General features: G+C 71.6%; 20 protein-coding genes, 2 pseudogenes and 1 riboswitch. Of the genes and pseudogenes, 13 read left to right on the forward strand and 9 right to left on the reverse strand.

Translation table 11 applies throughout. From position 1 onward, the window contains the following. Positions 1 to 52 precede the first annotated feature (52 nt). Both V8690_RS31940 and V8690_RS31945 read left to right on the forward strand, forming a co-directional pair. Positions 53 to 606 (forward strand): annotated as a pseudogene (locus V8690_RS31940) (DUF485 domain-containing protein). Then, positions 603 to 2,195 (forward strand): cation acetate symporter, encoded by a 1,593-nt coding sequence (locus V8690_RS31945; protein WP_338783557.1) that lies wholly within the window; start codon positions 603 to 605, stop codon positions 2,193 to 2,195. The pseudogene V8690_RS31940 and the gene V8690_RS31945 overlap by 4 nt, the downstream one beginning before the upstream one ends. Positions 2,196 to 2,220: 25 nt before the next feature. Here V8690_RS31945 and V8690_RS31950 read toward each other — a convergent pair. Beyond that, positions 2,221 to 2,514, reverse strand: a pseudogene (locus V8690_RS31950) (helix-turn-helix domain-containing protein); the annotation flags it as partial. A 58-nt stretch (positions 2,515 to 2,572) separates the two neighbouring features. Here V8690_RS31950 and V8690_RS31955 point away from each other — a divergent pair. Continuing rightward, positions 2,573 to 3,457 carry an IS982 family transposase gene (locus tag V8690_RS31955; RefSeq protein ID WP_338783558.1) on the forward strand — a complete coding sequence of 295 codons (885 nt, stop codon included), beginning with the start codon at positions 2,573 to 2,575 and terminating at the stop codon, positions 3,455 to 3,457. A 19-nt stretch (positions 3,458 to 3,476) separates the two neighbouring features. Here the strand turns inward: V8690_RS31955 and V8690_RS31960 are convergent, their stop codons facing one another. The 4 genes from V8690_RS31960 to V8690_RS31975 all read right to left on the reverse strand — a co-directional run bounded on the left by V8690_RS31960 (position 3,477) and on the right by V8690_RS31975 (position 8,188). Beyond that, positions 3,477 to 4,157, reverse strand: coding sequence for a response regulator (locus V8690_RS31960; protein ID WP_338785526.1), 681 nt, complete (start codon positions 4,155 to 4,157; stop codon positions 3,477 to 3,479). After that, on the reverse strand, positions 4,157 to 5,827 hold the full coding sequence (locus tag V8690_RS31965; RefSeq protein WP_338783559.1) for a sensor histidine kinase: 1,671 nt from the start codon (positions 5,825 to 5,827) through the stop codon (positions 4,157 to 4,159). The genes V8690_RS31960 and V8690_RS31965 overlap by 1 nt, the downstream gene beginning before the upstream one ends. Before the next feature lie 103 nt (positions 5,828 to 5,930). Continuing rightward, a complete protein-coding gene (locus V8690_RS31970; protein WP_338783560.1) occupies positions 5,931 to 6,875 on the reverse strand; it encodes a sucrase ferredoxin in 945 nt (314 codons plus the stop codon). 53 nt (positions 6,876 to 6,928) lie between these two features. After that, entirely contained in the window at positions 6,929 to 8,188 is a 1,260-nt protein-coding gene (locus tag V8690_RS31975; RefSeq protein ID WP_338783561.1) for a citrate synthase family protein, read from the reverse strand. Between the two features lie 110 nt (positions 8,189 to 8,298). Here V8690_RS31975 and V8690_RS31980 point away from each other — a divergent pair, with 110 nt between their 5' ends. Beyond that, complete coding sequence (locus V8690_RS31980) at positions 8,299 to 9,459, forward strand: citrate synthase (protein WP_338783562.1); 1,161 nt, start codon at positions 8,299 to 8,301, stop codon at positions 9,457 to 9,459. 178 nt (positions 9,460 to 9,637) lie between these two features. On the opposite strand, the gene V8690_RS31985 is transcribed toward V8690_RS31980, so the two are convergent. Then, on the reverse strand, positions 9,638 to 9,877 hold the full coding sequence (locus tag V8690_RS31985) for a hypothetical protein (protein WP_338783563.1): 240 nt from the start codon (positions 9,875 to 9,877) through the stop codon (positions 9,638 to 9,640). A 263-nt stretch (positions 9,878 to 10,140) separates the two neighbouring features. Then, positions 10,141 to 10,683 (reverse strand): DUF6082 family protein, encoded by a 543-nt coding sequence (locus tag V8690_RS31990; RefSeq protein WP_338783564.1) that lies wholly within the window; start codon positions 10,681 to 10,683, stop codon positions 10,141 to 10,143. Positions 10,684 to 11,019: 336 nt separating this feature from the next. On the opposite strand from V8690_RS31990, the gene V8690_RS31995 reads away from it, so the two are divergent. Continuing rightward, entirely contained in the window at positions 11,020 to 12,078 is a 1,059-nt protein-coding gene (locus V8690_RS31995; RefSeq protein ID WP_338783565.1) for a GTP-binding protein, read from the forward strand. An 18-nt stretch (positions 12,079 to 12,096) separates the two neighbouring features. On the opposite strand, the gene V8690_RS32000 is transcribed toward V8690_RS31995, so the two are convergent. Next, positions 12,097 to 14,553, reverse strand: coding sequence for a DNA topoisomerase IV subunit A (locus V8690_RS32000; protein ID WP_338783566.1), 2,457 nt, complete (start codon positions 14,551 to 14,553; stop codon positions 12,097 to 12,099). Between the two features lie 576 nt (positions 14,554 to 15,129). On the opposite strand from V8690_RS32000, the gene V8690_RS32005 reads away from it, so the two are divergent. The 4 genes from V8690_RS32005 to V8690_RS32020 all read left to right on the forward strand — a co-directional run bounded on the left by V8690_RS32005 (position 15,130) and on the right by V8690_RS32020 (position 19,949). Continuing rightward, positions 15,130 to 16,527, forward strand: a complete 1,398-nt coding sequence (locus tag V8690_RS32005; protein ID WP_338783567.1) for a pitrilysin family protein — start codon at positions 15,130 to 15,132, stop codon at positions 16,525 to 16,527. Then, positions 16,524 to 17,912: a pitrilysin family protein gene (locus V8690_RS32010; protein ID WP_338783568.1), complete on the forward strand. Its 1,389-nt coding sequence runs from the start codon at positions 16,524 to 16,526 to the stop codon at positions 17,910 to 17,912. Before V8690_RS32005 ends, V8690_RS32010 begins: the two co-directional genes overlap by 4 nt. Before the next feature lie 192 nt (positions 17,913 to 18,104). Next, positions 18,105 to 18,268: riboswitch (cyclic di-AMP (ydaO/yuaA leader) on the forward strand. A 13-nt stretch (positions 18,269 to 18,281) separates the two neighbouring features. Further along, positions 18,282 to 19,067: a M23 family metallopeptidase gene (locus V8690_RS32015; protein ID WP_338783569.1), complete on the forward strand. Its 786-nt coding sequence runs from the start codon at positions 18,282 to 18,284 to the stop codon at positions 19,065 to 19,067. Positions 19,068 to 19,253: 186 nt separating this feature from the next. Next, complete coding sequence (locus V8690_RS32020; RefSeq protein ID WP_338783570.1) at positions 19,254 to 19,949, forward strand: GntR family transcriptional regulator; 696 nt, start codon at positions 19,254 to 19,256, stop codon at positions 19,947 to 19,949. Positions 19,950 to 20,122: 173 nt separating this feature from the next. On the opposite strand, the gene V8690_RS32025 is transcribed toward V8690_RS32020, so the two are convergent. Next, on the reverse strand, positions 20,123 to 20,404 hold the full coding sequence (locus tag V8690_RS32025) for an HPr family phosphocarrier protein (RefSeq protein ID WP_033308341.1): 282 nt from the start codon (positions 20,402 to 20,404) through the stop codon (positions 20,123 to 20,125). A gap of 175 nt (positions 20,405 to 20,579) precedes the next feature. Here V8690_RS32025 and V8690_RS32030 point away from each other — a divergent pair, with 175 nt between their 5' ends. From V8690_RS32030 to V8690_RS32045, 4 genes are read left to right on the forward strand one after another with little or no spacing between them, the layout of a single operon-like run. Continuing rightward, a complete protein-coding gene (locus tag V8690_RS32030) occupies positions 20,580 to 23,405 on the forward strand; it encodes a GNAT family N-acetyltransferase (protein WP_338783571.1) in 2,826 nt (941 codons plus the stop codon). 42 nt (positions 23,406 to 23,447) lie between these two features. Continuing rightward, on the forward strand, positions 23,448 to 24,044 hold the full coding sequence (locus tag V8690_RS32035) for a DUF5998 family protein (protein ID WP_338785527.1): 597 nt from the start codon (positions 23,448 to 23,450) through the stop codon (positions 24,042 to 24,044). After that, positions 24,044 to 25,240 carry a nucleotide pyrophosphatase/phosphodiesterase family protein gene (locus V8690_RS32040; RefSeq protein WP_338783572.1) on the forward strand — a complete coding sequence of 399 codons (1,197 nt, stop codon included), beginning with the start codon at positions 24,044 to 24,046 and terminating at the stop codon, positions 25,238 to 25,240. The genes V8690_RS32035 and V8690_RS32040 overlap by 1 nt, the downstream gene beginning before the upstream one ends. A gap of 47 nt (positions 25,241 to 25,287) precedes the next feature. Continuing rightward, positions 25,288 to 25,938 (forward strand): thymidine kinase, encoded by a 651-nt coding sequence (locus tag V8690_RS32045; RefSeq protein WP_274820315.1) that lies wholly within the window; start codon positions 25,288 to 25,290, stop codon positions 25,936 to 25,938. The last annotated feature ends 43 nt before the right edge of the window (positions 25,939 to 25,981 follow it).

Consider the following 25,981-nt stretch of genomic DNA (forward strand, 5'->3'; position numbering starts at 1 on the left):
AGAGCGAGGGGAAGAGGAGTCGGGGATCTCCCCGTTCTGTCCATCCTTGGGCATGCAGCCAAGCAAGGGCCGTCCCCGTAGCGATGGGGCTGGTCAGGAAAGTCCGGTCGAGCGAATCGACGGTGCCGGCCTGGGCCCGGCCGAGGAGGCCGGACACCTCAGGTACGACGATCCCTGGTACGACGTCCTCGCTTCCGGCTGGGGCGAGTCAGCTGGTGCCGGGGGCCGGCGCTGGCCGTGGTTCCGTCTCCTCGCAGGGAGGGCGGGATCGCGGCGGCCGATGTGTATCTCGAGGTGCAGCGCAGCGCTGCCTTCCAGGAGGTGCGGCGGCGGTTCCGGAGGTTCGTGGTGCCGGCCTTCGTAGCGTTCTTCGCCTGGTATGTGGGCTACGTCGTGGCTGCCACGACCGCGCCGGAGTTGATGGCGCGGCCCGTGGCGGGGGCGGTGAACGTGGCGCTGGTGGCGGGGCTCGGGCAGTTCCTGACCACATTCCTGTTCACCTGGGCGTATGCGCGGCACGCGCGGTTGCGCAGGGACCGGGCGGCGCTCGAACTGCGCTGGGACACACAGGAGCTGACGCGCGGTGTGAACGGAGGTGTCTCGTGACGGGTGAACACCAGACGCTGGCGCTGCTGCTGTTCGGCGGGTTCGTCGCGGTCACGCTGGCGATCACGACCTGGGTGAGCCGCAACCGGCGCGGTTCGGCGGAGGAGTTCTACGCGGGTGGGCGGCTCTTCTCTCCCATGGAGAATGGTTTTGCCATCGCGGGTGACTACATGTCGGCCGCTTCCTTCCTGGGCGTCACCGGGCTCATCGCGCTGTTCGGCTACGACGGGCTGCTGTATGTCGTCGGATTCCTCGTGGCCTGGCTGGTGGTGCTGTTCCTCGTGGCTGAACTGGTCCGCAACTGCGGCCGGTTCACGCTGGCCGATGTTGTGGCGGCGCGGATGAGGGAGCGGCCGGTACGGATCGCGGCGGGAACCTCCTCGGTCACCGTGTCCGTTCTGTATCTGGTGGCGCAGATGGTCGGCGCGGGCAGCCTGGTGGCGCTGCTGCTCGGGGGCACGAGTGAGGCGGCGCGGGCCTGGACCGTCATCGGGGTCGGCGGGCTCATGGTGATCTATGTGTCGTTGGGAGGGATGCGGGCGACGACGTGGATCCAGATCGTCAAGGCCGTCCTGCTGCTCGGCGGCACGATCGCGCTGACGGCGCTCGTCCTGGTGCGCTTCCACGGCGACCTGGACCGGCTGCTGCTCACGGCGGCCGAGCGCAGCGGTCACGGGGAGGCGTTTCTGGCGCCCGGGCTGAAGTACGGCGGGGACTGGACCGCCCGCTTCGACTTCATCAGTCTGGGGCTGGCCCTGGTACTGGGCACGGCCGGGCTGCCGCACATCCTGTCCCGGTTCTACACCGTGCCCACCGCGCGCGCCGCACGCCGGTCGGTGGTTTGGGCCGTCGGGCTCATCGGCGGTTTCTACCTGATGACGATCGTGCTGGGATTCGGCGCGGCCGCCATCGTGGGGCCGGACGCGGTACGCGGGTCGAACGCGGCCGGGAACACGGCCGTTCCGCTGCTGGCGCTCGATCTGGGCGGTGGCGCGGGATCCACGGGCGGAACGGTTCTCTTCGCGATCGTCGCCGCTGTCGCCTTCGCCACGATCCTCGCCGTGGTCGCTGGGATCACACTCGCGTCCTCGGCGTCGGTGGCCCACGATCTGTACGCGTCCCTGCGGCGCCCGGGCGGCAAGCTCCGCAGCGAGGTGGCCGTGGCCCGTGTCGCCGCCGTCGGTGTCGGCGTGGTGGCGATCGCCCTCGGCCTGCTGGCGCGGGACCTCAACGTCGCGTTCCTGGTGGGCCTCGCCTTCGCCGTCGCCGCGTCGGCGAACCTTCCGGTGCTGCTCTACTCCCTGTTCTGGCGCGGCTTCACCACACGCGGTGCCGTATGGGCCGTCTATGGCGGTCTGGTCCCGGCCCTGGTGCTCGTGGTGCTGTCCCCGGTGGTCTCCGGAAGCGCCGACTCGCTGTTCCCGAACGTCGACTTCCAGTACTTCCCGTTGCAGAACCCAGGCCTGGTCTCGATCCCGCTGGGCTTCCTCGCGGGCTGGCTGGGCACGGTCACCTCGGCAGAGGTCCCGGACGAGGCCAAGCACGCGGAGACCGAGGTGCGGTCGCTGACCGGGGCGGGAGCGGCGTAGCGGCGGTGCCTTCAGCGGCGTACGGCTACGGGGCCCCCGCGTAACGGTGTTCGGGCCGACCCGTGTCGCCGTACTTGGGGGAGAGGCACAGGCATCCGGACTGTTCCAGGCGGCGCGGGTAGCGCTGGGCGGTCGAGCGGCTCAGTCCGGTCTCGACGGCGACCTCGTTGGCGGTGAGCGGGTGGTCGGCGCGGTGCAGTGCGCGGCTGATCAGTTCCGTGGTCGGCTCCGAGTGGCCGCTCGGCAGCCCCGGGGACGCGCGGACCGGGGTGGTGCGCAGGGCGCTGAAGATCCGGTCGACCTGTTCACCCCTAGATGAATGAGTCCGATGTGTGTGCTGGTCGCGACCATGGCGAAGGGCGCCCGTTGGCTCGTGTGTGACTACCAGCCTGGACGCCCTTCTGGCGGCACTGTACGTGTTCATCGACGACCATGTAGCCCCTCGTCGCCGGATCGGGCGACCCCCGAAACTGACGGACGCCGAACTGCTGTGCTTGGCTGTCGCCCAGGTCCTGCTCGGCTTCCCCTCGGCCCGGCACTGGATCCGCTTCGCCCACGCCCGACTGGGACACCTCTTTCGCTACCTGCCCCAGCAGTCCGCCTACAACAAGCGCCTCAACGCCGCCGGACCGCTGATCAGCCGTGTGATCGAAGCTCATGCCAGGCAGGTGCCGACCTGGAACGACGACCTGCGGCTGATCGACTCCACTCCGCTGCCCTGCGCCGCCTCCCGCGAGACCGTCAAACGCTCCGACCTGGTCGGCCACGCCGGATACGGCTACTGCCGCAGCCACTCCCGCTTCTTCTGGGGCTTCCGGCTCTACCTCCTCACCACGGCCGAGGGCATGCCCGTCACCTGGTGCCTGGCCCACCCGAAACTGGGCGAGCGGGAGGTGATGACCGCGCTGCTGGAACGCGACCACCGCCTCATCCACAGCGGTCAGGTGATCCTTGCGGACAAGGGTTTCGCCGGGCGGGAGTTCGAGGCGTTCCTCACCGAGCGCCTGGGCGTCCACCTGGTGCGGCCGGACCGTAAGGACGAGCCGGTCCGGCACGGCTGCCTGGCCCGCGTCCGCCAGTGGATCGAGGCCGTCTTCGACACCCTCAAAGGCCAGCTCAGCCTGGAACAACACGGAGGCAGAACCACAGCCGGAGTCTTCGCCCGCACCGCACAACGACTACTCGCCATGGCGGCCGGCATCTGGCACAACTGGACCACCGGCGCCAAGGTCAAACGATCTCTCATCGCCTACGACCACTGAGAACATCGGACTCACTCATCTAGGCGCGGGTCGCCCACACGTAACGGTGTTCCGGGCGGCCCGCGTCGCCGTACTTGAGGGTCAGCCTGGCCCGTCCCGTGCGCTCCAGGAGCTTGAGATAGCGCTGGGCGGTCTGGCGGCTCACCCCGGTCCGCTCGGCGATCTCCTGGGCGGACAGAGGCCCGTCCGCGTTCATCAGGGACTGACGGACCAGCTCCGCGGTGGTGGGGGAGTGGCCCTTGGGCAGGTCCGGTTCTGAGGGGGCCGACAGCGCCCCGAAGATGCGGTCCACCTCGGCCTGCTCCGCCTCCCCGCCGCCGTCGAGGGTGCGACGCAGCTCCGCGTACGCCTCCAGCTTGGCGCGCAGGCCCGCGAAGGCGAACGGCTTGACCAGGTACTGCAACGCGCCGTGCCGCATCGCCGCCTGCACGGTGGTCACGTCCCGGGCCGCCGTCACCATGATCACGTCGGTCTGGTGGCCGCGCCGGCGCATCTCCTGGACGACCGCGAGCCCCGTATCGTCGGGCAGGTAGTGGTCCATGAGCACCAGATCCAGCCGGGGCAGCGTCTCCAGCCGGCTCAGCGCGTCCGCGGCGCAGTGGGCCTCGCCGGCGACATGGAAGCCCGGCACCTTCTCGACGTAGGCGGCGTTGACCCGCGCGACCCTGGTGTCGTCGTCCACGACCAGGACCTCGATCATCACGACTCCTCCTTGGCGGTCTGCGGGGCTGACGGCACGGTCAGGGCCGGTTCCGGGCCCGGTTCGGCCAGCGCCTCGGGCAGGACGACAGTGAACTCCGCACCCCCGCCGTGCGCCTCGCCGACGGTCGCGCTGCCCCCTTGCCGCTCGGCGAGCCTGCGCACCAGGGAGAGTCCGATGCCCCGCTCGCGGTGCGCGGGCGGCTTCTTCGTGGACCATCCCTCGGTGAAGATCAACTCGCGGTGCTCCGGCGGGATTCCCGGGCCCGTGTCGCGCACCCGGAGGATCGCCGTACGACCCTCGGCGCGCAGTTCGACCTCCACGCGCGCGTGCGGCTTGCCCGCGACGGCGTCGAGGGCGTTGTCCACCAGGTTGCCGACGACGGTGACGAGCCCCTGGGGATCGATCAGCCGGTCGGGCAGCCGGGTCCGGTCCGACACCCACAGCGCGACGCCCCGTTCGGCCGCGACGGTCGCCTTGCCGACCAGCAGGGCGGCGAGCAGCGGGTCCTCGATCCGCTCGGTGACCTGTTCCGCGGTGGCCCGGTGGTCACCGACCACTTCGCCGACGAACTCGACGGCGTCGTCGTACATCTCCAGTTCGAGCAGCCCCAGGAGCGTGTGCATACGGTTGGCGTGCTCGTGGTCCTGGGCGCGCAGGGCGTCGATCAGCCCACGGGTGGAGTCGAGTTCGCGGCCCAGTTGCTCCAGCTCGGTGCGGTCGCGCAGGGTCGCCACGGCGCCGCCGTCGTCGGTGGGCATACGGTTGGCGACCAGCACCCGCTGGCCCCGCACGGTGAGCAGGTCCGTGCCGGTCACGCGCCCGGCCAGCACGTCGGCCGTGCGGCCCGCGCCGAGCGCCTCGTCGGGGGAGAGGCCCACCACCGCGTCCCCGATGCCCAGCAGGCGCTGCGCCTCGTCGTTGACCAGGCGGATGCGGCCGGTGCGGTCCAGGGCGACGACGCCCTCCCGGATGCCGTGCAGCATCGCCTCGCGTTCCGACAGGAGCGACGCGATGTCAGAGAAGGCCAGGTCCCTGGTCTGCCGCTGGACCCGCCGGGAGATGAGCCACGCGGCCAGCGCGCCGACGGCCAGGGCACCACCGGCATACGCGAGCAGTCCCGGGATCGCGTGGATCAGCCGGGCCCGGACGCTGTCGTAGGCGATGCCGACCGAGACGGCGCCGACGACCATGCCGTCGCTGTCACGCAGCGGCACCTTGCCGCGGGCGGAACGGCCCAGGGTGCCGCTGTCGATCTCCATGACCTCCTTGCCGGCCAGAGCCTGGCCGGGGTCGGTCGAGACGATGCCGCCGATCTGCTTCGGGTCGGTATGCGACCAGCGCACGCCCCGCCAGTCCATCACCACGATGTACTCGGCCTTGGTGGCCTTCCGGATCCGCTCCGCCTCCCGCTGCACCGGACCGTTCGGTGAGGGAGGCGTGTCCCTCACCTCGTTCGCGAGACCCGGTTGCTGCGCGGTGGTCTGCGCGATGGCGAGCGCGCGGCGCATCGCCTGGTCGTCCAGCTGGTTGCTCAGGGGCGCGAGGAACAGCCCGGTCGCGAGGACCGCGACTCCCGCGGCGATCGCCACCTGCATCAGCAGCACCTGCGAGAACACCCGCCGGGGCAGGCCGAGGCGCAGGCGGCGTGCGGGGGGAGTGGGACTCATACCCAAGAAGGTACGTGGGGCTGTCTACCCGCCGTAATGGGTGTGGCCTGGATCTCTTGACCAATGCTTGAGGAGACGGTCCGGACCGCGGCCGGCGGACCGCTCAGCTCGCGAGCGCCGTCGTCACCCTCACCTCGCGCACGGCCACCACGTCCATCCGCGCGGGCGAACCGAGGACTGCCGCTCCACAGCTCTCCTGCCGGGGCGGCAGGGCCGCGCCCTGGACCACCTCGACCTGCCAGCGGCGGCCGTCGGCGTGGGCGACGGTCACCTCCCAGCGCGGGGCCGCGCCGGCCGTCCGTACGACGCTCAGCGCCTCCGCTGCGTATTCACCGGTCCTGGTGCGCACGGCGAGCTCGGCCGCCTGACCGGGGCGTTCCCAGGCCGAGCTGCCCCGGCACCCCGCCACGACGATCCGTCCCTCCCGCGCGCCGTGCAGGACCTCCTTGAGGGTGTGCGCCTCGGCCCGGCCGTACGCGTATCCGTACGGCAGCACGAGGACCGTCGGGGCGAAGCGGTGACCACCCAGATGAGTGACCTCCCAGACGCCCTCGACCCCGGACGTGGCGAGTTCGGCCGCGAGAGGCCGGCCGAGGAGGGCGCAGCAGCGGTCGCGCTTGCCGTTGGTGCAGACGAGGGCGAGCGGATCACCGTCGTGGGGCCGTCCGCCGAGCACCGCGTCGAAGGAGCGGTGATCGCCCCGGCCGAGTGCGGCGAAGTCGAGATCGAGGAGCTGCCCGGGGTCCGAGGTCGTGGCGCCGTGCAGCCACACGTTTCCCGGAACGGTGTGGGCCGCGTACACCCGGCGTGTGGCGGGCATCCTGCGGTCCGCGTGCCGTCCGGGACGGCGGATCAGCACGATTCGTACGCCCGTGTCCTTCGCGGCCGACTCCAGGGCACGGCCCAGCGCGGGGTCCAGGTGGCTCGAAGTGAGCGCCTTGGCACCCCACGGGCCGGGCTGTTCCAGCAGCAGCCAGGTCGTCGCGGTGGCCGCGGTTCCCGAAACGGGCTCGTCGGAGTCCCGGGAGACGCTTGAGCACGTACTCACAGAGGTGAGCCTAACCTGAGTTGGCTCGCGGTGACTCTCGGCCCCGCCCTGCGCTAATCCGGTCGTGGCTGAGGCGGCTTCGGACCCGCGTAGAGCCCGCTCGGGCGCATGCGCAGCGGGCGCTCGCCGTACTCCTCCAGGGCATGGGCGATCCAGCCCGCCGTACGGGCCACCGCGAAGATCGTCTCGCCCGCGGTCGGGGGCATGCCGCAGGACGTGGTGAGCACGGCGAGCGCCAGGTCGACGTTGGCGTGCAGCGGCGCGTGGCGGGCGGTGGTCTCGACGATGTCCCGGGCCGCGAGGAGTGCGGGTTCCGCGCGCGGGATCTGCTCCAGCAGGGCGAACAGGGCGCGCGCGCGTGGGTCCTCGCCCGGGTAGAGCCGGTGGCCGAGTCCCGGGATACGGCGGCCGGCGCGCAGTTCGTCCGCGATCACGGGCGCGGCGTCGCCCTGGTCGAGCACATCGACGAGCAGCCGGTGGGCGAGCCCGCTGGCCGCGCCGTGCAGCGGGCCCTCGATCACGCCGAGCCCGGCGGAGACCGCCGCGTAGGCGTGGGCACGGGCCGACGCGGCGACGCGCACCGCGAGCGTGGAGGCGGCCAGGTCGTGGTCGACGAGGAGCACGAGGGCGGTGTCCAGGGCACGCAGGGACGCCTCGTCGGGGTCCTTGCGCGGCGACAGCCGGGTCCACAGGCGGTGGGCCAGGGGCCCGGTGTCGCGGCGGTCGTGCCCCGCGGGCGGCAGAGCGGCGACGAGCGTGGGAATGAGGGTGCGCGCCGTGCCGAGCACGGCGTCCTCGGACAGGTCGAAGCGCAGCGGGTCGGCGGTCGCGGCGGCGATCGTCGCCACGCGCAGCCGGTCGGTGGGCGCGGCGTGCTCGGGCAGCGCGTCGACGGCGCGGCGGGCGACGGCGACCGAGGCGGCAGGCGCGGTGAACGTGCTGCCCGGCCGAATCCGGCCCGTCCACAGCCACTCGGCGACCTCCTCGTACGTGTGCCGCGTGGCCAGATCGACCGCGTCGACACCGCGGTAGTAGTAGCGGTCGCTCTCGATGAGCGTGATGCGGGTCCGTACGGACAACTCGCCGCCGGAGGGGGAATTCCCCGCGCTCTCCCGCCTGTTGCGCCGGGCGAGTGCTTCGACCTCCCTGGCGTCGAAGGTGCTGCCCCGGCCGCCGGACACCCGTCGGCTGCTGAGCTGACCGCGGCTCACGTACGCGTACACGGTCTCCGGCTTCACGCCGAGCAGCTCGGCGGCCTCCTTGGTGCTCAGCCGCCGTTCCGTGTCGAGAGAGGCGGGCTCTTGATCGTGCATGGGGGTCACCGTATCCGCCTAGCGGACCATTGAATGATGTATTGATTCAATCAATATTGACACAAGTCAAGTCAACCATGGACAGTCGAATCAAGTCCAGGGAGGAAGACATGTCCGTCAACAGGTCCGCAGCCGCTCTCATCGACGCACCACGGGGACTCGCCGGTGTCGTCGTCACCGACACCCGGGTAGGTGACGTCCGTGGCGTCGAGGGCTTCTACCACTACCGGCAGTACTCCGCCGTCGACCTCGCGCGAACCCGCGCCTTCGAGGACGTCTGGCACCTGCTCGTACACGGCGAACTGCCGGACGCCGGGCAGAGCGCGGCGTTCGCGGCGCAGACCGCGGCGCTGCGGCGGCTGCCCGACGAGGTACGAGCGGCCCTGCCGGCCATCGCGGCGGCCGGCGGGCGCTCCGGCCCGCTCGCCGGGATGCGCACGGCACTGTCGCTGCTGGGCGCGGCCAAGGGCTTCCGGCCCGTGTACGACATCGATGCCGACCGGCGTGGGCAGGACACCCTCGAGGCGGCAGCGGCCGTACCCACGCTGCTCACCGCGCTGCACCGGCTGGGGAAGGGGCTCGAGCCCGTGGAGCCGCGCGAGGACCTGTCGTACGCGGCCAATTACCTGTACATGTTGACCGGTTCGGTGCCGACCGAGCAGCACGCACGGGCGATCGAGCAATACCTGATCTCAACCATTGATCACGGATTCAATGCGTCAACGTTCACGGCCCGGGTCGTCGCGTCGACGGGTGCGGACGTGGCGGCCTGCCTCGCCGGTGCGGTGGCGGCGCTGTCGGGGCCGTTGCACGGGGGTGCGCCCAGCCGTGCGCTGGACACCCTGGACGCGATCGGCACCCTGGACCGTATCGACTCCTGGGTGCGGCAGCGGGTGCTCGCCGGGGAGCGCATCATGGGCTTCGGGCACGCGATCTACCGCACGGAGGACCCGCGGTCGCGGATGCTGCGCGAGGTCGCCCAGGGGTTCGGCGGCCCGCGGGTGGACTTCGCCGTGGAGGTCGAGCGGCATGTCGAGGCGATCCTGGCGGAGCTGAAGCCCGGCCGTGAACTCCACACCAACGTGGAGTATTACGCGGGCGTGGTCATGGAACTCTGCGGCCTGCCCCGCGAGATGTTCACACCGACGTTCGCCGCCGCGCGCGTGGTGGGCTGGAGCGCCAACATCCTGGAACAGGCGGAGGACACGAAGATCATCAGGCCGGTGGCGCGCTATGTGGGGCCGGAGGCGCCGGCGCCCGTGCCTGCCTGACGGACGGTGTCGCCGGAGCACGAAGGGCGCGGCACCCGAGACGCGAACGGCCCGGCGTCAAAGCGTGAACGGCCCGGCACCAAGAGGGGCCGGGCCCGAGCCGCAGCGTCGGCTCGACGGATGCCTGACCCGCCGGCGCGACGGGCACTGCCCTTCGCGTGACGGGCATCCGACGAGATCAGGCGTCAGGAATGTCCGCCTTGGCGTCGATGAGCGTCCTGCGTGTGACCACCACGATGCGCTCGTAGTCGGCCCGGGACGCGTCGCCGGGGAGATTTCCGTCGAGTTCTTCGGTGACGTCGGTGCCGATCACAGCGAACCTGCCGTCGGACAGCTCGAAGATATCGGGGCAATTGGCACCAGTCGCACTTCCCCGCGCGCTGGGAGGGGTGCCAATCCGACGGATGATGTGGCTCACTGTTCTGGCGTTCCTTTTGATCTCGAGGCTTGGTGCGCACTGTAGCCTGCGGTGCGATGCGGCCCTGTAGGACCGCGGCCTCGACAACCGGGCGGCGTGGAGCGGCGGTTCGGCGGTGGTCGACCCGGTTCGCGGGATGCGCAGTAGTCAACCTTGTTGGCACCTGGGGAAACGCGCTGGTTTACGGGTTCGTTACCGCCCAGCCGTGTGATGCGTTCAGGAGAGTGATTCGGAGGGTACGGCGCTTACGGCCGAGTCCGCCACTACTCGCCCGGCGGTTCCCCGACCACCCACCACTCGTCGGTGTCCGCGTCCTCCAGCTGCGCGAGAAGATCGTCGACCATGTGTCCCAGCCTGGCCTCCTCGGAGGAGTCGACGAGAGTCGCCCGATGCGGGCGGGAGGCGTACCAGTACTCCCTGAAGACGGGGTTCTGAAGCATGCTCCGGGCGAAGCCGAAGAACTCCTCCCGGCTCATGTTGCCCATGCGGTAGTAGCACAGGGCGTTCGTGTAGAGGGCGTTGGCGAAGAGGAACTGGCGGAGTTTCCTGGGCGAGACGGTCCCGTCGTAAGCGTCCAGCACCTCTGCCAGCTCCGGGTCGTCCATCGCCTTGCTCAGCAACTCCCAGTGCAGGCGCTGCTGGTGGGCGAAGCCGGTCCGGCGCTGTGACTGCGCGGCCTCCTCCAGGTGCTCGATCCGTGCACGCAACGCGTGGAACGCGGGCCACCGCGCGGCCATGGCGACGGCGGCGCCCGCCGCGAGGACGATCCCTGCCGAGGCGGTGGCGCCCAGCCCTCGAAAGCTCAAATTCCGTGTGTCCATGTCAACCCCCGATTCAGGCGGCCGTTCGCCGGTCGTCGGTACGCGGGTCGACTGGAGGGGACCGGCGAGCGGTGGGCGGCGCTTGCCGTCTCCCAGAGTGCCGAGCGGCTCTGATCGGCGGGGAGGCGGAGAGGAGGCGCACGGAGGGAAGCGAGGGTCGCACAAACCGGCGCCATGACCAACGTCTGCCCCGCCAGTGCTGCTAACAATCGTTCACTTCGTCGCGATTCCCACGGCTCGTATCCTGGGGCGGCATCCCATCCTCGTACGTGTGCCGGGAACGCGAGCCGGTGCACGCGTCGGCGTGAGAGAGGTCGCACGGTGAGTTTGCCGAGCCCGAGACAGCAGCAGATCCCGGTCGTCGTCCTGGCCGGATTCCTCGGCTCGGGGAAGACCACACTCCTCAACCACCTCCTCCACCGCAGCGGCGGCAGCCGCATCGGAGCCATCGTCAACGACTTCGGGGCCATCGAGATCGACGCGATGGCCGTGGCGGGAGCGCTCGGCGATTCGACGGTCTCGCTCGGCAACGGGTGTCTGTGCTGTGCCGTCGACGCGAGTGAGCTGGACCAGTACCTGGAACGGCTCGCGGAACCCTCCCTCGGCATCGACGTCATCGTCATCGAGGCGAGCGGGCTGGCCGAGCCGCAGGAACTCGTGCGGATGGTGCTCGCCAGCGAGCACCCGGGAATCGTGTACGGCGGGCTCGTCGAGGTCGTCGACGCCGCCGAGTTCGACGACACCCGGTCCAGGCACCCCGAGATCGACCGGCATCTCGCGCTGGCCGATCTCGTCGTGGTCAACAAGTTCGACCGGGCGGCGGACGGCGAACGCGTCCTCGGACTGGTCCGGTCCCTCGTCGACCGCGCCGCCGTCGTCCCGGCCTCCTACGGCCGGATCGATCCCGAGTTCCTCTTCGACTGCAGGCCGAGCGAGGAGCGCATCGGTCAGCTGTCCTTCGACGACCTGCACGATCACGGCGCGGACGACCACGCCGGGCACCTGCACATCGACTACGACAGCCTGTCGTTCGTCTCGCGGGAGCCCCTCGACCCGCGCCGGCTGATGGAGTTCCTCGACAGCCGGCCCGAGGGGCTGTACCGGATCAAGGGCTACGTCGACTTCGGGCCGTACGACGTCCGCAACCGCTACGCCGTCCATGCCGTCGGGCGGTTCCTGCGCTTCTACCCGGAGCCCTGGCCTGCCGGCGGCGAACGCCTGACCCAGCTGGTCCTCATCGGCTCCAACATCGACGCCTCCGCCCTCGACAAGGAACTCGGCGCGTGCCGGAGCGACGCCTCCCACGCCGACGAGCGCGGCATGTGGGGCGTCCTCCGGTACGTACGCAATCCGGAGGAGGACCCGGCAGAGCCTGCCTGAGCCCTCCGCCTGAGGGCCCTAGACCGGCCCCGCCACCACCGCCACCGTCTTCGCCAGGGACACACCCGAGCCGTCACGCCGCGGGTCCATTTCCGGGAGGTCGGCCGGGGTGCCGTTCTTCTGTGCCGCGAGGGCCGGGGCCGGGCCCGCCCAGGCCAGGGACAGACAGTCCTCGCCCTTCAGGAACCGCTGGCAGCGGACGCCGCCGGTGGCGCGGCCCTTGCGCGGGTACTGGTCGAACGGGGTCATCTTGGCCGTCGTCTGCACGGAGTCGTCCAGCGTGCCCCGCGAGCCGGCGACGGTGAAGACCACGGCGTCCGCGGCCGGGTCCACCGCCGTGAACGAGATGACCTTCGCGCCGTCGGAGAGCTTGATGCCGGCCACGCCGCCGGCCGGGCGGCCCTGCGGGCGGACCTGGGACGCCTGGAAGCGCAGCAACTGGGCGTCGTCGGTGATGAAGACCAGATCCTCCTCGCCGGTGCGCAGCTCGACCGCGCCGACGATCCGGTCACCCTCCTTGAGGGTGATCACCTCCAGCTCCCCCTTGTTGGACGGATAGTCCGGCACGACCCGCTTGACCACGCCCTGTTCCGTGCCGAGCGCCAGACCCGGCGACGACTCGTCGAGCGTCGTCAGGCAGGCCACCGTCTCGTCGTCCTCCAGGGAGACGAACTCCGCCAGCGGGGCGCCTCCCGCGAGGTTCGGCGTCGGCATCGACTCCGGGAGCTGGGGCAGGTCGATCACGTTCAGCCGCAGCAGCCGGCCCGCCGAGGTGACCGCGCCCACCTCGCCGCGGGCGGTGGCCGGCACCGCCGAGACGATCACGTCGTGCTTCACACGCTTGGCGCCGGCGTCCTCCGCGAACGGCTCGCCGTTCGCCGTCCGGGCCAGCAGACCCGTCGAGGACAGCAGCACCCGGCACGGGTCGTCGGCCACCTGGAGCGGCACGGCGGCGACCGGGGCACCACCCGACTCCAGCAGGACCGTACGCCGGTCGGTGCCGAACTTCTTGGCGACCGTGGCCAGTTCGGAGGAGACCAGCTTGCGCAGCTCCGCGTCCGAGTCGAGGATCCGGGTCAGTTCCTCGATCTCCGCGTTGAGCCGGTCCTTCTCCGCCTCCAGCTCGATGCGGTCGTACTTGGTCAGACGGCGCAGCGGTGTGTCGAGGATGTACTGCGTCTGCACCTCGCTCAGCGAGAAATGCTCCATCAGGCGCTGCTTCGCCTGCGCCGAGTTCTCGCTGGAGCGGATGAGGCGGATGACCTCGTCGATGTCCAGCAGGGCCGTCAGCAGACCCTCGACCAGGTGCAGCCGGTCGCGCTTCTTGCCGCGGCGGAACTCCGAACGCCGCCGCACGACGGTGAAGCGGTGGTCGAGATAGACCTCCAGCAGCTCCTTCAGACCCAGCGTGAGCGGCTGGCCGTCGACCAGGGCGACGTTGTTGATGCCGAAGGACTCCTCCATCGGCGTCAGCTTGTACAGCTGCTCCAGGACCGCCTCCGGCACGAAGCCGTTCTTGATCTCGATGACCAGGCGCAGGCCGTGCGCTCGGTCCGTGAGGTCCTTGACGTCGGCGATGCCCTGGAGCTTCTTCGAGCCGACCAGGTCCTTGATCTTGGCGATCACCTTCTCCGGGCCGACCGTGAAGGGCAGCTCGGTGACCACGAGACCCTTGCGGCGGGCCGTCACGTCCTCCACGGACACCGTGGCGCGCATCTTGAACGTGCCGCGGCCCGTCTCGTACGCGTCCCGGATGCCGGACAGGCCGACGATGCGGCCGCCCGTGGGCAGGTCGGGGCCCGGGACGTGCTTCATCAGGGCGTCGAGGTCCGCGTTCGGGTGCCTGATCAGGTGGCGGGCGGCGGCGATCACCTCGCGCAGGTTGTGCGGCGGCATGTTCGTGGCCATACCGACCGCGATGCCCGAGGCGCCGTTGACCAGGAGGTTCGGGAAGGCGGCCGGCAGTGCCACCGGTTCCTGCTCCTGGCCGTCGTAGTTGGGGTTGAAATCGACGGTGTCCTCGTCGATGGACTCCGTCATGAGGCTCGTCGCCTCGGCCATCCGGCACTCGGTGTACCGCATGGCGGCCGGCGGGTCGTCGTTGCCCAGAGAGCCGAAGTTGCCGTGGCCGTCGACCAGGGGGACGCGCATCGAGAAGGGCTGGGCCATGCGCACGAGGGCGTCGTAGATCGACGTGTCGCCGTGCGGGTGCAGCTTGCCCATCACCTCGCCGACGACGCGGGCGCACTTGACGTACCCGCGCTCGGGGCGCAGGCCCATCTCGTTCATCTGGTAGACGATGCGGCGGTGCACCGGCTTGAGGCCGTCGCGCGCGTCGGGCAGGGCGCGGGAGTAGATGACCGAGTACGCGTACTCGAGGAAGGAGCCCTGCATCTCGTCGACGACGTCGATGTCGAGGATTCTCTCCTCGTACGAGTCGTCGGGCGGCGGGGTCTTCGTGCTGCGGCGGGCCATCGCTGCCGGCTCCTTGCTGAAGCGTTGAACGAGATCTGACGCCGACCATTGTGGACCGCCGCACTGACAACCGGGACCAGGGCCCGGTCCACGGCCTCCCCGACAGGGGTCTGTACGCGGGCCGCGGGTGCCGCTCGCCGGGCCGAGGCGGCGGCCGGGTCCCCGCCGGAAAACTGCCGCGGGCTGGCCTGTCCGCGGTCTTTCGGCCGGGGTCCTCCCGGCTCCGGGCGGTCGGCCGTGTGCCGGCGGGTGCCGCTCGCCGGGCCGCGGCGGCGGCCGGGACCCCCCTCGGAGGACTGCCGCGGGCCTGCCCGTCCGCGGTCTGGTCTTCGACCGGCGGTCTCCCGGCTCCGGGCCGCCGGCCGTGTGCCGGGATCACCGCGCGCGGGCGCGGCCCTGCCGGGTCCGCCGGGCGCGCTCCCACCACCGCACACCGCCCCCCGGCCGCTTCCCCCTCTCGCTCTCCGCGTACGCCCCCCGGGAACTTCACCAGGGCCCCGCGCGCTTGCATACAGTGGCAGGACTCGCCAGGAAAACCGCGGTTCGAACGACCGCGCCGCGATCGAAGGGACGTACATGCCCATGGGTCACACGGCCACAGCCCAGGCAGGCTCCGGGGGCCTGACAGCGACCGAGCACCGCCTGGCCAACGGCCTGCGCGTGGTGCTCTCCGAGGACCACCTGACCCCGGTCGCGGCGGTGTGCCTCTGGTACGACGTCGGCTCGCGCCACGAAGTCAAGGGGCGTACCGGCCTGGCTCACCTTTTCGAGCACCTGATGTTCCAGGGCTCCGCCCAGGTGAAGGGCAACGGCCACTTCGAGCTCGTCCAGGGTGCGGGCGGCTCGCTGAACGGCACCACCAGCTTCGAGCGGACCAACTACTTCGAGACCATGCCCGCCCACCAGCTGGAGCTCGCCCTCTGGCTGGAGGCCGACCGCATGGGCTCCCTGCTGGCCGCGCTCGACGACGAGTCGATGGAGAACCAGCGGGACGTCGTCAAGAACGAGCGCCGGCAGCGCTACGACAACGTCCCCTACGGCACCGCCTTCGAGAAGCTCACCGCCCTCGCCTACCCGGAGGGCCACCCCTACCACCACACCCCGATCGGCTCGATGGCCGACCTGGACGCGGCCACCCTGGAGGACGCGCGCGCGTTCTTCCGCACCTACTACGCGCCGAACAACGCCGTGCTCTCCGTGGTCGGCGACATCGACCCGGAGCAGACCCTGGCCTGGATCGAGAAGTACTTCGGCTCCATCCCCGGCCACGACGGCAAGCCCGCGCCCCGGGACGGCACGCTGCCGGAGATCATCGGCGAGCAGCTGCGCGAGGTCGTCGAGGAGGAGGTCCCGGCACGCTCCCTGATGGCCGCCTACCGCCTGCCGCACGACGGCACGCGCGCGTGCGACGCGGCCGACCTGGCCCTCACCGTCCTCGGCGGCGGCGAGTCCTCCCGCCTGTACAACCGCCTCGTGCGGCGGGACCGTACGGCCGTGGCGGCAGGCTTCGGCCTGCTGCGGCTCGCCGGAGCGCCCTCCCTGGGATGGCTGGACGTGAAGACGTCCGGTGACGTGGAGGTCCCGGTCATCGAGTCCGCCATCGACGAGGAGCTCGCCCGGTTCGCCGAGGAGGGCCCCACGTCCGAGGAGATGGAGCGCGCCCAGGCCCAGTTGGAGCGCGAGTGGCTGGACCGGCTCGGCACGGTCGCCGGCCGCGCCGACGAACTCTGCCGGTACGCCGTCCTGTTCGGCGACCCGCAGCTCGCCCTGACCGCCGTGCAGCGCGTGCTGGACGTGACCGCCGAGGAGGTCCAGGAGGTAGCCAGGGCCCGCCTGCGCCCCGACAACCGCGCGGTGCTCGTCTACGAGCCCGTCGCCGACGACGCCGGCGCAGCGGAGACCGCCGAGGACGCCGACACTACCGAGGACACCGCTGCCGCGGCCCTGAACGAGAACGAGGAGGCGGCCAAGTGACCGAGCTCGCCACGATGGACTTCCACCCCCAGCCGCAGGCGGGCGAGGCCAAGCCGTGGGCCTTCCCGGCCCCCGAGCGCGGCACGCTCGGCAACGGCCTGACGGTGCTGCGCTGCCACCGCCCCGGCCAGCAGGTCGTCGCCGTGGAGGTGCTGCTGGACGCGCCCCTGGACGCCGAGCCGGCCGGCCTCGACGGCGTGGCCACGATCATGGCCCGGGCCTTCTCCGAGGGCACCGACAAGCACTCCGCCGAGGAGTTCGCCGCCGAGCTGGAGCGCGCCGGCGCCACCCTCGACGCACACGCCGACCACCCCGGCGTCCGGCTCAGCCTGGAGGTGCCCGCCTCCCGGCTCGCCAAGGGGCTCGGCCTGATCGCCGACGCCCTCCGGGCGCCCGCGTTCGCCGACAGCGAGGTCGAGCGGCTGGTCCGCAACCGCCTCGACGAGATCCCGCACGAGCTGGCCAACCCCGGCCGCCGCGCCGCCAAGGAACTCTCCAAGGAGCTGTTCCCGGCGAGCTCGCGCATGTCGCGGCCCCGCCAGGGCACCGAGGAGACGGTCGCCGCGATCGACTCCTCGGCTGTACGCGCCTTCTACGAGAGGCACGTCAGGCCCGCCACGGCCACCGTCGTGGTCGTCGGCGATCTCACCGGCATCGACCTCGACGCCCTGCTCGGCGACACGCTGGGCGCCTGGACCGGCTCCGCGGCCGAGCCGCGCCCGGTACCGCCGGTGACGGCCGACGACACGGGCCGGGTCGTCATCGTGGACCGCCCCGGAGCCGTCCAGACGCAGCTGCTGATCGGCCGGATCGGACCGGACCGGCACGATCGCGTGTGGCCCGCGCAGGTGCTCGGCACCTACTGCCTCGGGGGCACTCTCACCTCCCGCCTGGACCGCGTGCTGCGTGAGGAGAAGGGCTACACCTACGGCGTGCGGGCCTTCGGTCAGGTCCTGAGGTCCGCCCCGGACGGGACGGGTGCGGCGATGCTCGCCATCAGCGGCTCCGTGGACACCCCCAACACCGGCCCGGCTCTCCAGGACCTCTGGACGGTGCTGCGCACCCTCGCCGCCGAGGGGCTGACCGACGGCGAGCGGGACGTCGCCGTTCAGAACCTGGTCGGCGTGGCGCCGCTGAAGTACGAGACCGCGGCGGCCGTCGCGAGCACGCTGGCCGACCAGGTCGAGCAGCACCTGCCCGACGACTACCAGGCCACGCTGTACCGGCAGCTCGCCGCGACCGGGACCGTGGAGGCCACCGCGGCGGCCGTCAGCGCCTTCCCGGTGGACCGTCTGGTGACGGTCCTCGTCGGCGACGCGGCGCAGATCAAGGGCCCGGTCGAGGCCCTGGGCATCGGCGAAGTCTCGGTCGTGGCCGCCGAGTAGGAGCACGCGCGCGTAGGGGCCCTGGTTGTCTTCTAAGGCACCAGGGCTCCTTTATGCCCGAATTGATGCGGAGGTTGCCTGTCTGCCCTGTGGGATGCGCTACAAAAACCGCGATCCGTTTGGGAATTGAAAGTGGCCCCGCTTAGGTTCGTCCGGGCTGTTCGTCAGGCAGTGCGCCGCATCCGCGGCACCGGACAGTCATCGCCGAGTCCCCGTACGGCGCGAGCCAGGGGAGCCGGGGACCCAACGCAGTCCCTGGGGTGAATCGGACGCCCGCGCGAGTCGCGAGGGGGTCCGTAGGAGACCTTCCTGCTCCGAACCCGTCAGCTAACCCGGTAGGCGAGAAGGAAGGAAAGGACCAGGCACTCCATGGCGTTCACCCGCGCCACCGGGAAGCATCGTCGTCCCAGCCGGATGCAGCGCGGCACGGCCCGCGCGGCGGGCGTCGCGGCCCTCGCCACCACCGGTGTCATCGGCACCGTGGCAGCCCCGGCCTTCGCGGCCGAGCCCGCCGTCGAGCAGACCGGTCTCACCCCCGTCGTCACCATGGGCGGCACCGTGGCCGAGCAGATCGACGCCCAGGCCGTCGCCCAGAAGCAGGCCGCCGAGGAGGCCGCCGCCAAGAAGAAGGCCGAGGAGGCCGCCCGCAAGCGGGCCGCCGAGGCGGCCGAGGAGGCCAAGGAAGCGGCCGAGAAGGCCCGTGAAGCCAAGGAGCGCGCCGCCCGCGAGGCCGAGCGCAAGCGCCTCAACACCTTCGTGCCCCCGATCTCCGGCTCGTACGTCTCCACCGGCTACAAGGCCGGCGGCGCCGTCTGGTCTTCCGGCAGCCACACCGGCGTCGACTTCCACGCCGCCAGCGGCACCCCGGTCCACGCCGTCGGCATGGGCACGGTCGTCGAGGCCGGCTGGGGCGGTGCCTACGGCAACCAGGTCGTGATCAAGATGAACGACGGGACGTACACCCAGTACGGCCACCTGTCGTCCATCGGCGTCTCGGTGGGCCAGCAGGTCACTCCGGGCCAGCAGATCGGCCTGTCCGGCGCGACCGGCAACGTCACCGGTGCGCATCTGCACTTCGAGGCGCGTACGAGCCCCGAGTACGGCTCCGACATCGACCCCGTCGCCTACCTGCGCTCGCACGGCGTCAACGTCTGACGGCGTACCACTCCGCCACCCGAGGCCCCGGCTCCCGAGCCGGGGCTTTCGGCGTTTGTGACGCCCGGCTGTCCAAAAAATATCCATGGTTTCCGGCCCGCCGTCGGAAATTCCGGCTCATTGCAATAGAGTCACGGAACACGCGTCACTAGTCGACGTTTCACGGGGATTAAACGGAGGTCGGTCATGCGTATTCCCGCGCACTCGGTGTGCACGGCCATCCGGGACGACATCGTCGCGGGTGTCTACGAGCGCGGCAGCCGGCTGACCGAGGAACTCCTCGCCCGCCGCTACGGCGTCTCGCGCGTCCCCGTCCGGGAGGCCCTGCGCACCCTGGAGGCCGAGGGCTTCGTGGTGACCCGGCGGCACGCGGGCGCGTGCGTCGCCGAACCCACCGAGCAGGAGGCCGCCGACCTGCTGGAGATGCGCATGCTGCTGGAGCCGCTCGGGGCCGCCCGCGCCGCCCAGCGCCGCACCGAGGCCCATCTGAAGGTCCTGCGCGGCCTGGTCAGGCTCGGCCAGGAGCGCGCGCGCCGGGGCAACAGCGACGACCTGCGCTCCCTGGGAGGGTGGTTCCACGAGACGCTCGCGCAGGCCTCCGGCAGCCCCGCGCTGACCTCGATGCTCACCCAGCTCCGCCACAAGATCGCCTGGATGTACACCGTCGAGGCGCCGGCCGGTCCCGTGGAGTCCTGGACCGAGCACGGCGCGATCGTGGACGCCGTGGCGCGCGGTGACAGCGAGCGCGCGCGGGCGGTCACGGCGCTGCACGCCGAGCGCGCGACAGGCGCGCACCGGCTGCGTTTCGGCTCCGCCGGGGAGCGGGGCGAGCGTGTGAGGAACTCGCAACATCCCGTAAACACGGCGAGCCTGCGGCATTAACACGGGAGCCGTATACAAAGAGCAGGTAATTCGCGGGGGATTATTTCTGCTGCCCGGGAACGGGATATCGGCGACCCATGACCGGAAATGGCGAAGGGCTCGCCCGATGAATTCGGACGAGCCCTTCAGAGTGCACCGGATCAGGATGTACCGGATCAGGCGCGAAAGAATGCTCAGACGGTCTCGGGCAGTTCCTCGAGGCCCTCGGAGACCAGCTTCGCCAGCCGGTCCAGGGCGGCGTCCGCGCCCTCGGCGTCGGAGGCGAGGACGATCTCCTCGCCACCCTGGGCACCGAGGCCGAGGACGGCCAGCATGGAGGCCGCGTTGACGGGCTTGCCGTCTGCCTTGGCGATCGTCACCGGGACGCCTGCGGCCGTGGCGGCTCGGACGAAGATGGAGGCGGGGCGGGCGTGAAGGCCCTCGGCCCAGCCGACGTTGACGCGGCGCTCAGCCATGTGTTGCTGCCCTTCAGTTTTCAGGGTTGTCTAGACCAGTTTCCCATACGTGAAGCTGCCGGAGCGGTCCTGGTGTCCCGCCCCGGGGTGCCGTCGGATCGCGGCCTCGACCCGACTGACGCCCTCCACAGACTGCCTCGCGCCGTTGTCAGGCGCTAGCCGTACTCTGGGGCCCATGCAGACCTCGCCGGACCGGCACGAGTATCCCGCCCACTGGGAAGCCGACGTGGTGCTGCGCGACGGTGGTACCGCGCGCATCCGGCCCATCACCGTTGATGACGCCGAGCGCCTGGTCAGCTTCTACGAGCAGGTCTCCGACGAGTCGAAGTACTACCGCTTCTTCGCGCCGTACCCTCGCCTGTCCGCCAAGGACGTCCACCGCTTCACGCACCACGACTTTGTGGACCGGGTGGGACTCGCGGCCACAGTCGGCGGCGAGTTCATCGCCACCGTACGCTACGACCGGATCGGCGCGGACGGAACGCCCGCGTCCGCGCCCGCCGACGAGGCCGAGGTCGCCTTCCTCGTGCAGGACGCCCACCAAGGCCGAGGCGTCGCCTCCGCTCTCCTCGAACACATCGCCGCCGTCGCCCGCGAGCGCGGCATCCGCCGCTTCGCCGCCGAGGTACTGCCCGCCAACAGCAAAATGATCAAGGTGTTCACGGACGCCGGGTACACCCAGAAGCGCAGCTTCGAGGACGGCGTCGTCCGTCTGGAGTTCGACCTCGAACCCACCGACCGCTCCCTCGCCGTGCAGTACGCGCGCGAGCACCGTGCCGAGGCGCGGTCCGTGCAGCGGCTGCTCGCGCCCGGCTCGGTCGCCGTCATCGGCGCCGGGCGCACGCCGGGCGGCGTGGGCCGCAGCGTCCTCGGCAACATCCGCGACGCCGGATACACCGGCCGCCTCTACGCCGTGAACAAGGCACTCCCCGAGGGGCAGAAGGAGCTCGACGGGGTGCCCGCCCACCGCTCGGTGCGGGACATCGACGGCCCGGTCGACCTCGCGGTCGTCGCCGTGCCGGCCGAACACGTCCCCGAGGTCGTCACCGAGTGCGGCGAACACGGCGTGCAGGGGCTGGTCGTGGTCTCCGCCGGGTACGCCGAGAGCGGCCCCGAGGGGCGCGAACGCCAGCGCGCCCTCGTGCGGCACGCGCGCACGTACGGCATGCGGATCATCGGACCGAACGCCTTCGGCATCATCAACACCTCCCCGCGGGTACGGCTCAACGCCTCCCTCGCCCCCGAGGTGCCGCGCCCGGGCCGCATCGGCCTGTTCGCCCAGTCCGGCGCCATCGGCATCGCGCTGCTGTCCCGGCTGCACCGGCGCGGCGGCGGCGTCACGGGCGTGACCGGCGTCTCCACCTTCGTCTCCTCCGGCAACCGGGCCGACGTCTCCGGCAACGACGTCCTCCAGTACTGGTACGAGGACCCCGACACCGACGTCGTCCTCATGTACCTGGAGTCCATCGGCAACCCCCGCAAGTTCACCCGCCTCGCCCGCCGGACCGCCGCCGCGAAGCCGCTGGTCGTGGTCCAGGGCGCCCGGCACGGAGCGGCTCCCCAGGGGCACGCCGTACGGGCGACCCGGCTGCCGCACGCGACCGTCTCCGCGCTGCTGCGGCAGGCCGGCGTCATTCGGGTCGACACCATCACCGAGCTGGTGGACGCCGGGCTGCTCCTCGCCCGCCAGCCGCTGCCGGCCGGGCCCCGGGTGGCGATCCTCGGCAACTCCGAGTCGCTCGGCCTGCTCACGTACGAGGCCTGTCTCGCCGAGGGGCTGCGGCCGCACCCCCCGCAGGACCTGACCACGGCGGCCTCCGCCGCGGACTTCCACACGGCCCTGTCGCGGGCGCTCGCCGACGACCGGTGCGACGCCGTGGTGGTCACCGCCATACCGGCGGTGGGGGAGGGCTCGGTCGCGGACGCGGCCCTCGCCGACGCGCTGCGCTCCGCGGCGGCCGCCGCACCGGCCAAGCCGGTCCTGGTCGTGCACGTGGAGCTGGGCGGTCTGGCAGAGGCCCTGTCGGCGGCGGCGAGCACCGCACCGCAGGCCGACGCGGACAATCCGCCGCGAACCAGCCCAGCCGGCCCTCGGCTCACCCCCCGCCCGACGCCTCCCGAAGAACCCTCGGAGGACTCCCACCTCATCCCCGCCTACCCCGCCGCCGAACGTGCCGTCCGTGCCCTGGCTCAGGCCGTCAGCTACGCGCAGTGGCGGCGCGACGCCGCCGACCCCGGCAAGGTGCCCGAGTACGAGGACATCGACGAGAAGGGCGCCGCCACGCTGATCGACGGGCTCCTCGCGCGCGGGCAGGGACTCACCCTCGGCACGGAAGAGACCTGCGACCTGCTCGGCCACTACGGCATCCCCGTCCACCGCGCCCTGCCCGCCCCGACCCCCGACGCCGCCGCCGAGGCCGCCCGGACCCTCGGCTACCCCGTCGCCCTCAAGGCCACCGCCCCGCACCTGCGGCACCGCGCCGACTTGGGCGGTGTACGCCTCGACCTCGCGGACGAGGACCAACTGCGGCGGTCGTACACCGAGTTGACCGAGCTGTTCGGAGCGCCCGAGGAGCTGCATCCCGTCGTGCAGCGGATGGCGCCGCGCGGCGTGGACGTCGTGGTACGGGCCGTGATCGACCCCGCGGCCGGAGCCGTGCTCTCCTTCGGGCTCGCCGGGGCCGCCTCGCAGTTGCTCGGGGACACGGGTCACCGGCTGATCCCGGTCACCGACAAGGAGGCGACCTCGCTGGTGCGCTCGATCCGCACCGCACCCCTGCTGTTCGGCTGGCGCGGCTCCGCACCGGCCGACACCCGCGCCCTGGAGCAGCTGCTGCTGCGGGTGTCCCGGCTGGTCGACGACCACCCCGAGGTCGTCGCGGTCACCCTGGAGCCGGTCGTCGTCGCCTCGCACGGCCTGAGCGTCCTGGGCGCCTCCGTCCGCCTCGCGCCACCGCCCGCCCGCGACGACCTCGGCCCGCGGACCCTCCCCGCGTACTGACAGGGGGCGAGCGGTGCCTCGCAGTCAGTGGGCCCCCGTAGGATGGGCGTCATGGCCAAGACCAGTACGACGACCCAGGGGCTGCGGGCGGCGATCGAGCGCAGCGGCTACTACCCGGCCCTCGTGGCCGAGGCGGTGGAAGCCGCCGTGGGCGGCGAGCCGATCCGGTCGTACCTGGTCCACCAGGAGACGACGTTCGACCAGAACGAGGTGCGGCGGCACGTGACGGTGCTCGTCCTCACGGACCACCGCTTCATCGTCAGCCACACCGACGAGCAAGCCGCCGACAGCACCTCCCCGACGCCGTACGCCACGACGTCGACGGAGTCCGTGAAGCTGAGCCGGATCTCGTCGATCGTGGTCAGCCGCGTGGTCGCCAACCCGGAGTCGTACAAGCCGGGCACGCTGCCCCGTGAGGTCGTCCTCACCATCGGCTGGGGCGCCGTCTCCCGCATCGACCTCGAGCCGGCCGCATGCGGCGACCCCAACTGCGAGGCGGACCACGGCTACACCGGCAACTCGACGGCGGACGACCTCAGCCTGCGCGTCAGCGAGGCCGGGGACGGACCGGAGACCGTGCGCCAGGCACTCGCCTTCGCGCAGGCTCTCTCCGAGGCGACCGCGGACAGCGCACACTGATGGCACAGCCGAACACGGCCTGGGACCACCATCCCGAACCGCTCACCGTCACCTCCGCGCCGGTCCCCGAGTACGGCAGCGGTTCCCTCGCCGACCTGCTGCCCACGCTGGCCGCCGGCCTGGGCGTGCCGGGCATGACCGCCGCGATCCCCGAGCTGGCCCCCGCCGACCGGAACTGCGTGTTCCTGATCGACGGTCTCGGCTGGGAGCAGCTCAGGGCGCACCCCGAGGACGCCCCCTTCATGACGTCCCTGCTCGCCACCTCGCGCGGCGGCACCGGACGTCCGCTCACCGCCGGCTTCCCGGCGACCACGGCCACCTCCCTCGCCTCCGTCGGCACCGGCCTGCCGCCCGGTGTGCACGGCCTGCCCGGCTACACCGTGCGCAACCCGGACACCGGCGAGCTGATGAACCAGCTGCGCTGGCAGCCGTGGGCCCCGCCCGGCCCCTGGCAGCCGTACCCGACGGTCTTCCAGCTGGCCCACGAGGCGGGCGTGCACGCCGCGCAGGTGTCGTCCCCGACCTTCGAGAACACCCCGCTGACCAGGGTCGCGCTCAGCGGCGGAACGTTCCTCGGGCGGCTGACCGGCGAGGACCGGATGGACCTGGCGGCCGAGCAACTGGCCGCGGGCGACCGCTCCCTGGTCTACACGTACTTCGCCGAGGTCGACGGCGCCGGCCACCGCTTCGGCGTCGACTCCGACACCTGGCGCGGCCAGCTCATGTACGCCGACCGCCTGGTCCAGCGCCTCGCGGAGCAACTTCCGCCGCGCAGCGCCCTCTACGTCACCGCCGACCACGGCATGATCGACGTGCCGTTCGACGAGCAGCACCGCATCGACTTCGACGAGGACTGGGAGCTGAGCGCCGGAGTCGCCCTGCTCGGCGGCGAGGGCCGCGCCCGGCACGTCTACGCGGTGCCCGGCGCCGCGAACGACGTCCTGACCTGCTGGCGCGAGGTGCTCGGCGAGCAGTTCTGGGTGGCCTCCCGCGACGAGGCCATCGCGGCGGGCTGGTTCGGCCCGCAGATCGACGAGCGGGTGTACGGCCGTATCGGCGACGTGGTCGCCGCCGCGCGCGACGACGTCCTGCTCATCGCCTCCGAGCGGGAGCCGAAGGAGTCGGCGATGGTCGGCAACCACGGTTCGATGACCCCCGCCGAGCAGCTGGTGCCGCTGCTCGAAGTACGCTCCTGAAGCAAGCCCCGCCCCGATCTGCCACGCCGAAAGGTGCTCAACTCGACATGCCCGAGCTGGTGTTCTTCTCCGGAACGATGGACTGCGGGAAGTCGACGCTGGCTCTCCAGATCGAGCACAACCGCTCGGCGCGAGGCCTCCAGGGCATGATCTTCTCGCGTGACGACCGCGCCGGCGAGGGCAAGCTGTCCTCGCGCCTCGGTCTGGTCACGGACGCGGTGGAGGTCGAGGACGGCCAGGACCTCTACGCCTATCTCGTCGACCACCTCTCGCAGGGCGGCCGCGCGGACTACGTGATCGCCGACGAGGCGCAGTTCCTCGCGCCGGAGCAGATCGACCAACTCGCGCGTGTGGTCGACGACCTGGGCCTCGACGTCTACGCCTTCGGCATCACGACCGACTTCCGCTCCAAGCTGTTCCCCGGCTCCCAGCGGCTGGTGGAGCTGGCCGACCGGGTCGAGGTGCTCCAGGTCGAGGCCCTGTGCTGGTGCGGTGCCCGGGCCACGCACAACGCCCGCACGATAGGCGGCGTCATGGTCGTCGAGGGTGCCCAGGTGGTCGTCGGCGACGTCACCCACTCCGCCGACGAGATCGGCTACGAGGTCCTGTGCCGCCGCCACCACAGGCGCCGCATGACCTCGGCGACGGCCCGCGCGGCGGCCCTGTCCCCGGACGTGCTGCCGGTGTCGTCCTCCTGACCACCCGGCGGTGCGGTCCCGGCGGTGCGGTCCCGGCCCCCGG

It is taken from the genome of Streptomyces sp. DG1A-41 (genome assembly GCF_037055355.1).
GTDB lineage: Bacteria > Actinomycetota > Actinomycetes > Streptomycetales > Streptomycetaceae > Streptomyces.

Excerpts from the sequence above, each read along its gene's own strand:
- V8690_RS31960 (WP_338785526.1), bottom strand. The coding sequence starts at position 4,157 with ATGATCGAGGTCCTGGTCGTGGACGACGACACCAGGGTCGCGCGGGTC.
- V8690_RS31965 (WP_338783559.1), bottom strand. The coding sequence starts at position 5,827 with ATGAGTCCCACTCCCCCCGCACGCCGCCTGCGCCTCGGCCTGCCCCGG.
- V8690_RS31975 (WP_338783561.1), bottom strand. The coding sequence starts at position 8,188 with ATGCACGATCAAGAGCCCGCCTCTCTCGACACGGAACGGCGGCTGAGC.
- V8690_RS31980 (WP_338783562.1), top strand. The coding sequence starts at position 8,299 with ATGTCCGTCAACAGGTCCGCAGCCGCTCTCATCGACGCACCACGGGGA.
- V8690_RS32000 (WP_338783566.1), bottom strand. The coding sequence starts at position 14,553 with ATGGCCCGCCGCAGCACGAAGACCCCGCCGCCCGACGACTCGTACGAG.
- V8690_RS32005 (WP_338783567.1), top strand. The coding sequence starts at position 15,130 with ATGCCCATGGGTCACACGGCCACAGCCCAGGCAGGCTCCGGGGGCCTG.
- V8690_RS32015 (WP_338783569.1), top strand. The coding sequence starts at position 18,282 with ATGGCGTTCACCCGCGCCACCGGGAAGCATCGTCGTCCCAGCCGGATG.
- V8690_RS32020 (WP_338783570.1), top strand. The coding sequence starts at position 19,254 with ATGCGTATTCCCGCGCACTCGGTGTGCACGGCCATCCGGGACGACATC.
- V8690_RS32025 (WP_033308341.1), bottom strand. The coding sequence starts at position 20,404 with ATGGCTGAGCGCCGCGTCAACGTCGGCTGGGCCGAGGGCCTTCACGCC.
- V8690_RS32030 (WP_338783571.1), top strand. The coding sequence starts at position 20,580 with ATGCAGACCTCGCCGGACCGGCACGAGTATCCCGCCCACTGGGAAGCC.
- V8690_RS32035 (WP_338785527.1), top strand. The coding sequence starts at position 23,448 with ATGGGCGTCATGGCCAAGACCAGTACGACGACCCAGGGGCTGCGGGCG.
- V8690_RS32040 (WP_338783572.1), top strand. The coding sequence starts at position 24,044 with ATGGCACAGCCGAACACGGCCTGGGACCACCATCCCGAACCGCTCACC.
- V8690_RS32045 (WP_274820315.1), top strand. The coding sequence starts at position 25,288 with ATGCCCGAGCTGGTGTTCTTCTCCGGAACGATGGACTGCGGGAAGTCG.